The 12676-nt window shown below is 64.5% G+C and carries 13 protein-coding genes; 4 read left to right on the top strand and 9 right to left on the bottom strand.

The window, feature by feature from the left end; genetic code table 11:
• Window positions 1-19: 19 nt before the first annotated feature.
• Together AC1D1Y_RS19080 and AC1D1Y_RS19075 are read left to right on the top strand one after the other, a co-directional pair.
• The gene (locus tag AC1D1Y_RS19080) at window positions 20-256 is read left to right on the top strand and encodes a zf-HC2 domain-containing protein (RefSeq protein WP_477683705.1); all 237 of its coding nucleotides are present in this window, start codon (window positions 20-22) and stop codon (window positions 254-256) included.
• A gap of 662 nt (window positions 257-918) precedes the next feature.
• Window positions 919-1374 (top strand): RNA recognition motif domain-containing protein, encoded by a 456-nt coding sequence (locus tag AC1D1Y_RS19075; protein WP_477683704.1) that lies wholly within the window; start codon window positions 919-921, stop codon window positions 1372-1374.
• Between the two features lie 102 nt (window positions 1375-1476).
• On the opposite strand, the gene AC1D1Y_RS19070 is transcribed toward AC1D1Y_RS19075, so the two are convergent.
• The 4 genes from AC1D1Y_RS19070 to AC1D1Y_RS19055 form a co-directional block, all read right to left on the bottom strand.
• Window positions 1477-2253, bottom strand: a complete 777-nt coding sequence (locus AC1D1Y_RS19070; RefSeq protein ID WP_477683703.1) for an SDR family oxidoreductase — start codon at window positions 2251-2253, stop codon at window positions 1477-1479.
• A 25-nt stretch (window positions 2254-2278) separates the two neighbouring features.
• Window positions 2279-2941, bottom strand: a complete 663-nt coding sequence (gene lptC, locus AC1D1Y_RS19065; RefSeq protein ID WP_477683750.1) for an LPS export ABC transporter periplasmic protein LptC — start codon at window positions 2939-2941, stop codon at window positions 2279-2281.
• Between the two features lie 89 nt (window positions 2942-3030).
• The gene (locus tag AC1D1Y_RS19060; protein WP_477683702.1) at window positions 3031-3633 is read right to left on the bottom strand and encodes a KdsC family phosphatase; all 603 of its coding nucleotides are present in this window, start codon (window positions 3631-3633) and stop codon (window positions 3031-3033) included.
• 33 nt (window positions 3634-3666) lie between these two features.
• A complete protein-coding gene (locus tag AC1D1Y_RS19055; RefSeq protein WP_477683701.1) occupies window positions 3667-4659 on the bottom strand; it encodes a KpsF/GutQ family sugar-phosphate isomerase in 993 nt (330 codons plus the stop codon).
• A 65-nt stretch (window positions 4660-4724) separates the two neighbouring features.
• On the opposite strand from AC1D1Y_RS19055, the gene AC1D1Y_RS19050 reads away from it, so the two are divergent.
• Together AC1D1Y_RS19050 and AC1D1Y_RS19045 are read left to right on the top strand one after the other, a co-directional pair.
• Window positions 4725-6746 (top strand): monovalent cation:proton antiporter family protein, encoded by a 2022-nt coding sequence (locus AC1D1Y_RS19050; protein WP_477683700.1) that lies wholly within the window; start codon window positions 4725-4727, stop codon window positions 6744-6746.
• A 57-nt stretch (window positions 6747-6803) separates the two neighbouring features.
• The gene (locus AC1D1Y_RS19045) at window positions 6804-7376 is read left to right on the top strand and encodes an adenine phosphoribosyltransferase (RefSeq protein ID WP_477655966.1); all 573 of its coding nucleotides are present in this window, start codon (window positions 6804-6806) and stop codon (window positions 7374-7376) included.
• A 35-nt stretch (window positions 7377-7411) separates the two neighbouring features.
• Here the strand turns inward: AC1D1Y_RS19045 and AC1D1Y_RS19040 are convergent, their stop codons facing one another.
• From AC1D1Y_RS19040 to yidD, 5 genes are all read right to left on the bottom strand, one after another.
• On the bottom strand, window positions 7412-8176 hold the full coding sequence (locus tag AC1D1Y_RS19040; protein WP_477683699.1) for a hypothetical protein: 765 nt from the start codon (window positions 8174-8176) through the stop codon (window positions 7412-7414).
• A 264-nt stretch (window positions 8177-8440) separates the two neighbouring features.
• Window positions 8441-8932 (bottom strand): Crp/Fnr family transcriptional regulator, encoded by a 492-nt coding sequence (locus tag AC1D1Y_RS19035; RefSeq protein WP_007862691.1) that lies wholly within the window; start codon window positions 8930-8932, stop codon window positions 8441-8443.
• 176 nt (window positions 8933-9108) lie between these two features.
• Entirely contained in the window at window positions 9109-10521 is a 1413-nt protein-coding gene (gene mnmE, locus AC1D1Y_RS19030; protein WP_477683698.1) for a tRNA uridine-5-carboxymethylaminomethyl(34) synthesis GTPase MnmE, read from the bottom strand.
• Window positions 10522-10649: 128 nt separating this feature from the next.
• Window positions 10650-12365, bottom strand: coding sequence for a membrane protein insertase YidC (yidC, locus tag AC1D1Y_RS19025; protein ID WP_477683697.1), 1716 nt, complete (start codon window positions 12363-12365; stop codon window positions 10650-10652).
• Window positions 12362-12670, bottom strand: coding sequence for a membrane protein insertion efficiency factor YidD (gene yidD, locus AC1D1Y_RS19020; protein WP_477683749.1), 309 nt, complete (start codon window positions 12668-12670; stop codon window positions 12362-12364). Before yidD ends, yidC begins: the two co-directional genes overlap by 4 nt.
• Window positions 12671-12676: the final 6 nt, after the last annotated feature.

Below are 12676 nucleotides of genomic sequence, written 5' to 3'. Positions count from 1 at the left end.
CGCTTTTCCGCTCCCCGACGTGAAACCCAAGATCATCCTGTTACGACGCACCTGCCGCGAGGCCGCGGCCCTGCTGATCGCACGCGAAGACCGCGCCCTCAGCTTGCCGGACCACGTCGCGCTCAAGCTGCACTTGATGGCTTGCGGGGCCTGCCCTAAATTCGAGAACCAGATCCTGACTTTGCGGGCGGCGATGAAGCGCTGGCGCCACTATTCGGATGCCGCCGAACAGGCTGCGAACGATTCAGCGAAATAGGACTTTGCTTCACACACAGCGGCGTTGCCATGGCCCGCATAGAAGCCCACACAGGCCCCCTGCAGCATTCTTCGCGGATGCAAATTTGTGTAACTATTTCCTTGGAATTGGAACAAGGCGCGTGCCCCGCGCGCGCGCTCCCGGCTCCTGGGCGGCGTCCACTCATTGCAGTCGCGCGGTTTAAACCGGCCGGGCTTCGCAAACTCGAAAAATCAGGCCGCCGCGGGTTTTTAATGCGTCCGTTTTTTCAATGTAGGCACTAACTTATCGTACAAATCAATTACGGCTTGTTTTTCAGAAAAAGCTCTTGGAAATCAAGACATTTGGAGGCGGCGAAAGCAGGGCAGTCTTTATGCTTCATTTTCGTGGCGCTGAGTTTGTCTTTGACACCCGCCGCGAGCTTGCCCCGGCCGTGGAAACCGGCCTCCAGGCGATGGCCGATGAGGCTGAGAGCCCCTGTTCATGCGGGCTGGCGCAGTCTAGGTAGTAACGCTAGAGGATTGTGTTTTATTTTCGTCGAGCATAATATGCCGGTGCGAATGCCTGCATTCGCACACGTTAGGTGATCGGTCAGTTTCGCGCGCTACAGCGGTACGTATCAAGATTTGTTGTGCTTTCGGGACCCCATCGCTTTTGTTTTTGTGTTTTAGAGGAGTCCCTTCATGGGCAACAAACTTTACGTCGGCAACCTGCCTTACTCGGTTCGCGACGAAGACCTGCAACAATCTTTTGGCCAATTCGGCTCTGTCACCAGCGCTAAAGTCATGATGGAACGCGACACGGGTCGCTCCAAGGGCTTTGGCTTTGTCGAAATGGGCAGCGATGCAGAAGCCCAGGCAGCCATCAACGGCATGAACGGCCAGCCTCTGGGCGGCCGTAGCGTCGTCGTGAACGAAGCCCGTCCGATGGAGGCACGTCCTCCCCGTACCGGCGGCTTCGGCGGCGGTGGTGGCGGCTACGGCGGTGGCGGCGATCGCTCCGGCGGTGGCGGCTATGGCGGCGGTGGTGGTGGTCGCTCAGGCGGCGGCAGCGACGGCGGTTTCCGCAGCCCTTACGGCGGCGGCGGTAGCGGCGGTGGCCGTTCCGGCGGCGGCGGTGGTGGACGCGGCGGCTACTAAGCCCTGCTGAACCCGCTCTTCAGCCCCGGCTGAAGAGCGCTAAAAAGGCTTCAAGACTTCGGTTTTGAAGCCTTTTTGCTTTCCGGCCTGAGAAAAGCGCGGTCAGCGCTCATCCTGGCGATGCTTGCGCGCGCGCCCGGCCAGGGCCTTGTCAAACAGCGCGTTGGGCAGCAGGCGCATCAGCTTGGCCACGATGCTCATCTGCCAGGGAATCACCCGATAACTGTGTCCCGCATGAATGGTCGCGAACGCCTTGTCGGCGAAGGTGTCGGCCTTCATCAGGAAGGGCATGGGGTAGCGATTTTCGCGGGTCAGCGGCGTATCGATATAACCGGGGCAGATCGTCACCACTTTCACGCCGCTGGGGCGCAGCTCACCGCGCAGGCTCTCGCAATACGCGATGACCGCCGCCTTGCTGGCGCAATACGCGCCGTGGCCTGGCAGGCCGCGTATGCCGGCCACACTGCCGATGCCCACCAGCGTGCCGCTTCCGCGCGCCGCCATGCCGGCCATAAAGGGGTGAAAAGTGGCCGCCACGCCGATGTTGTTGGTCGCAAAGGTCTGCGCCATCACGTCCAGGTCAGCTCGCACGGCGGTGTCCATGCCAACGCTGATGCCGGCGTTGGCGATCACAACGTCGGGCAGGCCCTGCGCAGCCACGCAGGCCAGGCCGGCCGCGACGATGCTGTCGGTGTCGGCCACATCGGCACTGTAGACCTGGTAGCGGCCCGCGCCAAGGGCGTTGGCCTCGGCCCAGGCCTGGACCTCCGCCGTGCGGCGCGCGGCCAGCGCCAGCCGGTAGCCTGCTGAATAGAACCGCATGGCCAGCGCCTGGCCTATACCGCTGGACGCTCCGGTGATGAATACGAGTCTGGACATAGGCGGCCGTTAAAAAAGCCGGCCGCTAAGGCGTGGCCGGTCTGGCGGGACTTGCCGGCGCCGATGGTGCCGTCGGCAAGGTCAAGGAGGGAAGGCCCGCGGCGCTCGCCGCGGAGCGGGGCACCAGGATGCCATGGACGCGGCCCTTGAGGTCGGCCACCTGGTCCAGGTTGTCATACGCGAAGGTGTCGCCGACAAACTGGTCGGTGCCGCGGATCAGCAGCACCGGCTTGTGGGATTTCACGCGCTCGTCGTTCAGGAACGCATGCAGGAACTCACCGCGAAACTCCATGCGCGGCGTTTCCTTGCCGCTGGCATCCGTGCTGGCTTCCCTGACGACCCGCGCATTGCCGGTCAGTTGCACTTCCGAGCCGTCGCCGTTGGAATAAGCGCGGTTGGCCGTGGCGACGGTGATGCGGCCGTCGGGGCTGATGCTGCGGATCCTCGCCTGGTCGATCTCAAGAATGTCGGTGTCCGGGAAATGCCGGGCCTCGATGCCGTAGATCTCGCTCTTGAGCTGCCCGCCCTCATCAAAAGTCTTGACGGTGAACTTGCGCATGAAATAGTCGATGTCGTGGCTGGCTTCGCGCACGGCTTCCGGCGTGCTGAAAATGGGCGTGTTGCGCACCAGCCAGTAGGTCCCCAGCGCCAGCGCGCCCATCATCAGCAGCGGCATGTAGATGGCCATGCTGTCCCATACCCGCAGCAAGCTGCGCCAGGCCCTCCTGAGCGCGCGGAACACGCCGCCGCGGCCAGCGCCCCGGTGCACCGCCGTCGTCACCGGCGATACTCCTGAAGAAATTCGCCGTAGCGCCCGCTGGCAATGAGCAGCAGGTCGCAGAACTCGCGCGCCGCGCCATGGCCTCCCGGCACCCGCGTGACATGGTGAGCCTGCGCAAGGATTTCGGCGTGCGCATTGGACGGCGCGCAACTCAGTGCTACGCGGGACATCACCGGCAAGTCGGGCCAGTCGTCGCCCATGGCGGCGGCGGCGCTCCAGTCCAAGCCCAGCGCCTGGAGGGCGAGTTCAGCAGCGGGGCGTTTGTCTTCGGTGTCGAAATACGCGTGCGTGACACCCAGCGCCTGCAGGCGGGCGCGCAACACATGGCTTTCGCGCCCGGTGATGATCACGGGCGTGATGCCGGCGCGTTGCAACAGCTTCAGGCCGTGGCCGTCCAGCGTGTTGAAGCGCTTGATGATTTCACCGGCCGCACGGTAGCCGCCTGTGGGCAGTGCCAGTTCGTGGCCTTGCGGGTATTCCGAGAAATACAGGCCGCCGTCGGTCAGCACGCCGTCCACATCAAAAAAAGCCACCTTGACCCCCTGTGCGCGCAGCAGCAGTTCGGGGGCGAAGTTCAGGGCGGGGACGGCTTGGGGCATGGTGGGCATCAATAGGGACATACAGGGGGAAGATCAAATAACTTTCGCGCGCATCAGGTCGTTGGTGTTGAGCGCGCCGCACAGCACGCCGGCCTCGTCGACCACCAGCACGCTGGTGATGCGATGCTGCTCCATCAATGCGACCGCTTCAACCGCCAGCGAATCCGCCCGCACGGTGCGCGGGTCGGCATGCATCACGTCGCCAGCCTTGCTGCTGCGCAGGTCCACGCCTTTTTCGATCAGGCGGCGCAAGTCGCCGTCGGTGAAAATGCCGAGCACGCGCCGCGCGCCGTCGACCACGGCGGAGGCCCCAAGGCCCTTGACGCTCATTTCGCGCATGAGGTCGGTAAAGCTGGTCTCAAGCCGCACCTGCGGCACGTCGTCGCCGCTGCGCATCACGTCGCTGACGTGCGTCAGCAGCTTGCGGCCCAGCGCGCCGCCCGGGTGCGAGCGGGCAAAGTCCTCTTCCTTGAAGCCGCGCACGTCGAGCAGCGCCACGGCCAGCGCATCGCCCATGGCGAGCTGGGCGGTGGTGCTGGCCGTCGGCGCCAGGTTCAGCGGGCAAGCTTCCAGCGCAACACTGCTGTCGAGCGTGACGCGCGCGTAGCGCGCCAGCGCGGACTGGGCGCCGCCGGTGATGGCGATCATGGGCACGCCCTGGCGGCTCAGCACCGGCAGGATCACCGTGAGCTCCTCGCTTTCGCCGCTGTTGGAGATCGCCAGCACCACGTCCTGGGCGGTGATCATGCCCAGGTCGCCATGGCTGGCTTCGGCCGGGTGCACAAACATAGCGGGGGTGCCGGTGGAGGCCAGCGTGGCCGCGATCTTGCGGCCTATGTGGCCGCTTTTGCCCATGCCCATGACCACCACGCGGCCCGGGCAGGCCAGTACCAATTCAACCGCCTGGGCAAATTCACCGCCCAGGCGCTGCGCCAGACCCAGCACGGCAGCGGCTTCTATCTCAAAGGTCTTGCGGGCCAGGTCCAGCACCTGCTCGGCGTCAATTTTCACGGGGTCCGGGTTCATGGCTGCATTCTATAGAGGCGCACAAAGGCCCATGCCGCCCGGACTTCCTCGGCTACCATCGGCGCATGAGCGCGCTTGAACTGACCCTGCTGTACCTGCTGGCCGCCGTGCTGGGCGTGGTCGCGTGCCGTTCGCTCAAGCTGCCGCCCATGCTGGGCTACCTGGCCGTCGGCGTAGTCATAGGCCCCAACGCGTTGGCGCTGGCGCAAAATTCCGACGGCATCCGGCACCTCGGCGAGTTCGGTGTGGTGTTCCTGATGTTCGTGATCGGGCTCGAATTCAACCTGCCCAAGCTGCGCTCCATGCGGCGCCACGTGTTCGGCCTGGGGCTGCTGCAGGTGGCGCTCACCATCGTGCTGGCCACGGTGGGCTCCCTGTTCCTCGCCAGCATGGCGCCCAGCCTCTGGACCATGGGCTGGCAGACCGCGCTGGCGCTGTCCGGCGCAATCGCCATGAGCAGCACCGCCATCGTCGTCAAGCTGCTGTCGGAACGGCTCGAGCTGGAGTCCGAGCACGGCAAGCGCATCATGGGCGTGCTGCTGTTCCAGGATCTGGCCGTGGTGCCGCTGCTGGTGCTGATCCCCGCCTTGGGTGCGCCGGCCGACGCGCTTCTCATGGCGCTGGCCATCGCCGGGCTCAAGGCCGCCGTCCTGGTGGGGCTGCTGCTGACAGGCGGGCAACGCGTCATGCGCTGGTGGCTCACCATCGTGGCGCGGCGCAAGAGCGAAGAACTCTTCGTGCTCAACCTGCTGCTGGTCACCCTGGCGCTGGCCTGGCTGACCGAACGCGCGGGCCTGAGCCTGGCGTTGGGCGCTTTCATCGCCGGCATGCTGATTTCGGAAACCGAATACAAGCACCAGGTCGAGACCGACATCCGGCCTTTCCACGACGTTCTGCTGGGCCTGTTCTTCATCAGCATAGGCATGCTGCTCGACTGGCGACTGGTGCTGGAGCGCTGGCCGCTGGTGCTGCTGCTGATGACGCTGCCCGTTGTCTTCAAGCTGGTGCTTGTCACCGCGCTGGCCCGCGCGCTGGGCGCCACCGCCGGTGTGTCGCTGCGCACCGGCCTGTACCTGGCCCAGGCCGGTGAGTTCGGCTTCGTGCTGCTCACGCTGGCCCAGCAGAATCGCCTGGTGCCGCCGGCCCTGCTGAACCCCATCCTGGCCAGCATGGTGCTGTCCATGCTAGCCACGCCTTTCATCATCATGTACAGCAACCGCATCGTGATGAAGCTGGTCTCCAGCGAATGGCTGCAGCAGTCGCTGCAGATGACCACCATCGCGCGCAAGTCCATCAACGCCAACAAGCACGTGATCATCTGCGGCTACGGCCGCTGCGGCCAGAACCTGGGCCACATGCTGGAACGCGAAGGCATCCAGTACATGGCGCTGGACCTGGACCCCGACCGCGTGCGGCAGGCCGCCGCCGCCGGCGACTCCGTGGTGTTCGGCGACGCCGTGCGCCTGCAGGCCCTGATGGCCGCCGGCCTGGCGCGCGCCAGTGCGGTGGTCGTCACTTACCTGGACACGGCCAGCGCCCTCAAAGTGCTGGCCAACACGCGCGCCCATGCGCCCACGGTGCCGGTGATCGTGCGCACCGTGGACGACCATGACCTGGAAAAACTGCAGGCGGCCGGCGCCACCGAGGTGGTGCCTGAAGCCATCGAAGGCAGCCTGATGCTCGCCAGCCACGCGCTCGCGCTGGTGGGCGTGCCCATGCGCCGCGTGATCCGCGTGGTGCAGGACCAGCGCGACGCGCGCTACAACCTGCTGCGCGGTTACTTCCGCGGCGCCGACGACGACACGGTCAATGAGCTGGAGCAGGAGCGGCTGTCCAATGTCACCTTGCCGCTGGGCATCAAATCACTTGGCAAGCCCCTGGGCGCCATGGCGCTGGAGGCCGCGGGCGTGCGCGTCGTGAGCCTGCGCCGCGGCAACGGCAAGGCCGTGGCGGCGCAAGCCGAAACCCTGCTGGAAGGCGGCGACACGCTGGTGCTGTCAGGCAAGCCGGAGGCGCTGGCCATGGCCGAGGAAAAACTGCTGCGCGGCCGGCCGGCCAAGGCAAGCCCCGCCGGCGCCCCGGGCTAACGCGACCTGCGTCCCCGCGAAGCGCAAAATACGCGCACTCAACCCGCACGATGAACCATGCCCGACCTCCACAGCCTTCAGCACCAGTCCGTCAGCCAGTATTTGCGCAACCACATCCGCACCGTGCCGGACTGGCCCGCGCCGGGGGTGCAGTTTCGCGACATCACGCCGCTGCTGCAAAACCCCAAAGTATTCCGCGTCCTGATAGATGCTTTTGTGCACCGCTACATGGACCCGGCGCTGCGTCCCGACGTGGTGGCCGGGCTGGACGCTCGCGGCTTCATCCTGGGCGCTGTGGTGGCCTATGAGCTTAATGTCGGTTTTGTTCCTGTCCGCAAGAAAGGCAAGCTGCCCTTCACCACGGTGCAGGAAACCTACGAGCTGGAATACGGCAGCGCCACGGTGGAGCTGCACACCGACGCTGTGAAGGCCGGTGACAAGGTCCTGTTGATCGACGACCTGATCGCCACAGGCGGCACCATGATGGCCGGCAAAAAGCTGCTTGAGAAGCTGGGCGCCACCGTGACCGAAGGCGCGGCGATTGTGGATTTGCCCGAACTGGGCGGGTCGGCGAAGCTGCAGGCTGCGGGCCTGCCCTTGTTCACGCTGGTGGATTTCGCCGGGCACTGAACGCCGCCGGCGTGCGGCCGGCGCGGTGAGAGCGCCTAGATCAGGTCGCCGTACTGCGTGCTGCTGAGCGCCGGCGCAGACGACGATTCCGGCATCTCCGTGTCTTCGAAGCCGGTCAGCAATGCATAGGATCGCGGTCCGCTTTTGACCTTGACCCCGTCCTTGGCGTTGTTCTCGGGCGCAGCGGCGGCCGGCCCCTGGGCGGACGCGGCCTGCAGGGCCTGCTTGAACGCGGCCACTTCGTCGGCCTGGATGGGCTCGTAGCGCGGAGCGCCCGGCCTGGCGGGCTTGACCGCCGTATCGGCCGCGGCGGCCGCGGGGACTGCCGCGCTTTGTGGCGGCGCGTCCTGGGCAAGGGGCTTGGGTTTGACCACCACTGCTGTTTCATCGATGCGCCAGTACACCGCCGGCACCGTGATTTCGAAACGCGCCCTGGCATTCTGGATGATCAGGGTCTCGATTTCGCCGAGTTGTTCCGAAGAGCGACCGAAGGCCTTGGCGAGGTCCATCATGACGAGGAATTCATTGCCGCGCTGGTCCAGCGAAAGAACTTTGAACTTATAGCTGGCCGACAGAACGCCCGAACGCGTCATGGACTCGCGGATCGCGGTGTACAGCTGTTCGCGGCGCGCGTGGCGCTTGAGCTTGGAGCCGTCGCCGGGCGCGGCGGGTTCAACAGGCAGGCGGCCCGGAATGGAAGGAGGCGATTTCTCGCGCGCTGCGGCGGCGCGCTTGTGTTCTTCCGCAGAGGCGGAAGGTTTGACCTGTGGCTTGCTGGAAAACCAGTGTAGAAAAGACATGTGCGGCGTTCTTGTAATGGATAGGGCAATTTTCCGTCAATGCGGGGTGTTAAGTCTGTAAGCAATCCCCACAAATCCGGAACGCTGTTGTTTGGCGGTTGATTAAGGAAGACTTTATCGAATCGCCCGCAGCACCGCACGGTAAAAAATCACGCGCGTTGCCGGTTTGCCGCCAGGTCGCCGAAACCTTTTGTTTGCAAGAGGCCGTTGTCTGATAACTGCTGCGCGCGCCGTGAATGCGCACCAGCGTGCAGCGGTGCCGGCTCAGGTCACCGCGACGCGCTTGGGACGGTTGTACAGGCGCTTGGCCATCACCGAACCCATGGCCATGGTCAGCTCCAGTGCGATGGGGCTGTGGCGGTTGGCCAATTCCAGGAAGCGCATAGGAGTCAGGCACCAGAGCTTGCAGGGGGTGGAAGCATGCACCGTGGCGCTACGCGGCATGTGCGAGAAAAACGCGCCTTCGCCGAGCACCGTGCCGGCGCCGACCAGCGCCATGCGCACACGCGCTTTTTCATCCTCGTAATGAACACTCAAGGTGCCGCTTTCGACAAAGTACAGCGTGCGGTCCAGCGCGCCTTGCTCCATCAACACCTGGCCGCTGTTCAGCGCAAAGGGCTGCAGGTAGCTGGCCAGGATGTCCCAGTGCGGCTGGTTGAATTGGCACCGCAAGGCATCGCTGGCGTGGCAGTGCAGGATGGCCTGGGCCAGGCCCTGGATGTCAAAACGGATGGCGGCGGGGAGTGGAGCGTTCATAGTGCAACGGAAGATACCTTCGCATTACACGCGCAGCAAGGGCCACTAACGCCCGCTTACACCTGATACAGGAGGGTCTGATTTTGTAATTTCCCCTCGAGAGAAGGCCATTTTTGACCATTACCGAGGGTCTGTGACCGCTGGTCCGTGCACGGCACCCGCCTGTCGCCGGTTCATTACTTTCCGATGCAGAATCTCGAGAAAATTTCGCCCAAAAGGTCGTCCGGCGTGAACGTGCCGGTGATTTCACCCAGGTGCAGTTGGGCCTGCCGCAGGTCCTCGGCGAGCAAATCCAGCGCCGGTTGCACGGCATGGAGTTGTGCGCCGGCTTTCACGAGTTGCTCTTGTACCTGGTTCAAAGCACGCACATGGCGTTCACGCGCCATGAACACGCCTTCAGGCACCGCCTGCCAGCCCGCGACCTCCAGCAACTGGCGGCGCAGATCCTGCAGGCCCGCGCCGGTTTTGGCCGAGATCAACACGCCGCCGCTGATCGTGCCCAGCAGTTCCGCGCCAGCCGCATCGGACTTGTTCCAGACATCGATAATGGGCGTGTTGCGCGGCAATTCGCGAGCCAGCACCTGCGCGATGTGCGCATCGGCGGCCAGGTAATCAGCGGTGTGCCGGGTCAGGTCATGCAGGAAGAGCACGGCGTCAGCGCTGGCGATTTCAGCCCACGCGCGTTCCACGCCGATTTTTTCCACCTCATCGAGCGCCTCGCGCAGGCCGGCGGTGTCCACCACATGCAGCGGCACGCCTTCGATCTGGATCAGCTGCGACACCTTGTCGCGCGTGGTGCCGGCAATCGGCGTGACGATGGCGAGCTCGGCGCCGGCCAGTGCGTTGAGCAGCGAGCTCTTCCCCGCATTGGGCTGGCCCGCGATCACGACCTTGATGCCCTCGCGCAGCAGCGCGCCCTGCACGGCACGCTGCATCACGCCGGCCAGCGTCGTTTGCAGGCGCTCGAGCTGACCCTGCGCGTCGGCCTTCTGCAGGAAGTCGATGTCTTCCTCGGGAAAATCCAGCGTGGCTTCGACCAGCATGCGCAAATGGATCAGCTGCTCGAGCAACGTGTTGACCGCCAGCGAAAACTCGCCCGACATCGACCGCGCCGCCGAGCGCGCTGCGGTTTCGGTGCTCGCGTCTATCAAGTCGGCGATCGCCTCGGCCTGCGCCAGGTCTATCTTGTCGTTGAGGAAGGCGCGTTCGGTGAATTCGCCGGGTTGCGCCACGCGCAGCCGCGGCACCATCGCCTGGCCTGTCGACGGGTCCGGCACCGCGCCGGCCTCCAGGCAGCGCGCCAGCAGCAGCTGCAGCACGACAGGGCCGCCGTGCGCCTGCAACTCCAGTACGTCTTCGCCGGTATAGGAATGCGGCGCCGGGAAATGCAGGGCCAGCCCCTGGTCTATGGCCGCACCGTGCGCGTCCCGGAAGGGCAGGTAGCTTGCCTGGCGCGGCTGCAGCGCGCGGCCGCAAATCGCTTCAATGACCGGCGCGATGTGTTTGCCCGACACACGCACGATGCCCACGGCCCCGCGGCCCGGCGCGGTGGCAATGGCAACAATGGGATCGTGGTGTCGGGCCAGCATGGTGGTAGATATTAAAGGTAAGGGGATAGGCGCCCGGCCGGGGCCGCCAGAAGGCAGGGCCCGCCCTCCAGTCAATTTCCCAAGAAAAAGGGCCGCGAAGCGGCCCGATTTTTTATTCCCTGTCCGCCTTACCTGAATTTAGGCAGGTTGAACTGTGGCGGCACGCCCATGCGGGTGTTGATGACCCACTGCTGCGCGATCGACAGGATGTTGTTGGTGATCCAGTACAGCACCAGGCCAGCCGGGAAGAAGAAGAACATCACGCTGAAGATCAGGGGCATGAACCACATCAGCTTGGCCTGCATAGGGTCCGGCGGCGCGGGGTTGAGCGCGGTCTGCAGCATGGTCGTCAGCGTCATCACAACGGGCAGGATGAAGAAAGGATCGGGCGCCGAAAGGTCGTGGATCCACAGGATCCAGGGCGCGTTGCGCATCTCGACGCTGGACAGCAGCACCCAGTACAGCGCGATGAACACCGGGATCTGGATCATGATCGGGAAGCAGCCGCCCATGGGGTTGACCTTTTCCTCGCGATAAATTTTCATCATCGCCTGCTGCATTTCCTGCGGCTTGTCTTTCAGGCGYTCGCGCATTTCCATGATCTTGGGATTGATGGCCTTCATCTTGGCCATGCTGGCGTAGGCCTTGGCATTGAGCCAGTAGAAGGCGATCTTCAGCAGCAGCACCAGCGCCACGATGGACCAGCCCCAGTTCTGGATGAAGCCGTGCAGCTTGTCGAGCAGCCAGTACAAGGGCTTGGCCAATATTTTCAGGTAGCCATAGTCTTTGACCAGCTCCAGCCCCGGTGCAATGGCCTCCAGGGTTTTTTCCTCCTGCGGGCCGACAAAGAACTTCGAGTCCAGGGTCTTGGTCGCGCCGGGGGCGATGTTATCCAGCGTCGTGATCATGCCGACGGCATAGAGGTTGGTGTCGACCTTGCGGAAGAACAGGTCGCGCTTGATGCCGTCGCCCAGAATCCAGGCCGAGGCGAAGTAATGCTGCACCATGGCCGCATAGCCGTCGTTGGACTGCTTCTCGACATCGACCTTGTTGTTTTCGATTTCCTTGAACTCGACCTTCTGGTACTTCTTGGCGTCGGTGTAAATCGCCGGGCCGGTGAAGGTGGAATAGAAGGAGGACTCTCCGGGCGGCTTGTTGCCGTCGCGCACGAGCTGCAGGTACAGCTGCGGCGAAACCGCGGCCGTGCCGGTATTGACGATGTCGTGGCGCACCGCGATGTCGTAGGCGCCGCGTTTGAGCGTATAGGTCTTGACCAGCTTGACGCCGCCGACTTCAGCCGACTCGAATTTGACTTCGAGCTCGTTCACACCTTCCTTGAGCGAACGCTCGCCGGGCACGACCTTCATCAGGGTCTTGTGCGTGGGGAAGCTGCCGCTGCCGATCAGTCCGGTCTGCGCCACATAAACGCGGCTGGCGCTTTCGTCGAGCAGCACAAAACCCTGGTCCATGTGCGTCTGGTCCATGTATTTGGCAAAGGCCGAGTGCACCAGGGTGCCGCCTTCGCTGTCAAAGGTCAGCGCGAGCACGTCGGTGCTCACCACCACGCGCTCTTTGGTCGCCGCGGGCGCGGTGCTCGGGGCGCCTGTGGGCACGGCACCGGGCGTGGCCGGAGCCGCATTCGAAGAAGCCTGGGGCGCGGGCACCGAAGATGCCGCGGCGCCAGCAACCGGCGCGGAGGCGGTCGACGCAGGCGCCTTGGCGGACTGCGTGCTCGAGGGGAAGAAGGTCGCCTTGTGGCCGTTATAGACCTGCCACTGGTCCCACAGAAGGACCATGGAGAAACCAAATATCACCCACAAGATGGTGCGGCGGATGTCGTTCATGACGGCGTCTTTTTAGAAGGGGTAGGGGCCACGGGTGTGACCAGGCGGGAAAAGAGGGAGGAGCGGGCGAAAGGGCCCGCTGCGGAAGCGGCCGGCGGCACCGGATCGTGCCCGCCTTCACACCAGGGGTGGCAACGGGCCAGGCGATGCAAGGTGAGGTAGCTGCCGACGGCAGCGCCATGCTGCTGCAGCGCCTCAAGGGAATAGGCGGAGCAGGTGGGCTCGAAGCGGCAGGCCGACCCCAGCCAGGGGCTGAGCAACAGGCGATAGCCTTTGACCAGGCCTATCAACAGCGTTTGCGGCAGGCGGAC

The sequence above is a fragment of the Polaromonas sp. P1_G1 genome, from assembly GCF_056405595.1.
Note: the sequence above shows the minus strand (reverse complement) of the source record. Positions and strands in the feature narration are given on the sequence as shown.

Coding starts and splice junctions, on each gene's coding strand:
- AC1D1Y_RS19075 (WP_477683704.1), top strand. CDS start 919: ATGGGCAACAAACTTTACGTCGGCAACCTGCCTTACTCGGTTCGCGAC.
- AC1D1Y_RS19070 (WP_477683703.1), bottom strand. CDS start 2,253: ATGTCCAGACTCGTATTCATCACCGGAGCGTCCAGCGGTATAGGCCAG.
- lptC (WP_477683750.1), bottom strand. CDS start 2,941: ATGGCCATCTACATGCCGCTGCTGATGATGGGCGCGCTGGCGCTGGGG.
- AC1D1Y_RS19060 (WP_477683702.1), bottom strand. CDS start 3,633: ATGCCCCAAGCCGTCCCCGCCCTGAACTTCGCCCCCGAACTGCTGCTG.
- AC1D1Y_RS19055 (WP_477683701.1), bottom strand. CDS start 4,659: ATGAACCCGGACCCCGTGAAAATTGACGCCGAGCAGGTGCTGGACCTG.
- AC1D1Y_RS19050 (WP_477683700.1), top strand. CDS start 4,725: ATGAGCGCGCTTGAACTGACCCTGCTGTACCTGCTGGCCGCCGTGCTG.
- AC1D1Y_RS19045 (WP_477655966.1), top strand. CDS start 6,804: ATGCCCGACCTCCACAGCCTTCAGCACCAGTCCGTCAGCCAGTATTTG.
- AC1D1Y_RS19040 (WP_477683699.1), bottom strand. CDS start 8,176: ATGTCTTTTCTACACTGGTTTTCCAGCAAGCCACAGGTCAAACCTTCC.
- AC1D1Y_RS19035 (WP_007862691.1), bottom strand. CDS start 8,932: ATGAACGCTCCACTCCCCGCCGCCATCCGTTTTGACATCCAGGGCCTG.
- mnmE (WP_477683698.1), bottom strand. CDS start 10,521: ATGCTGGCCCGACACCACGATCCCATTGTTGCCATTGCCACCGCGCCG.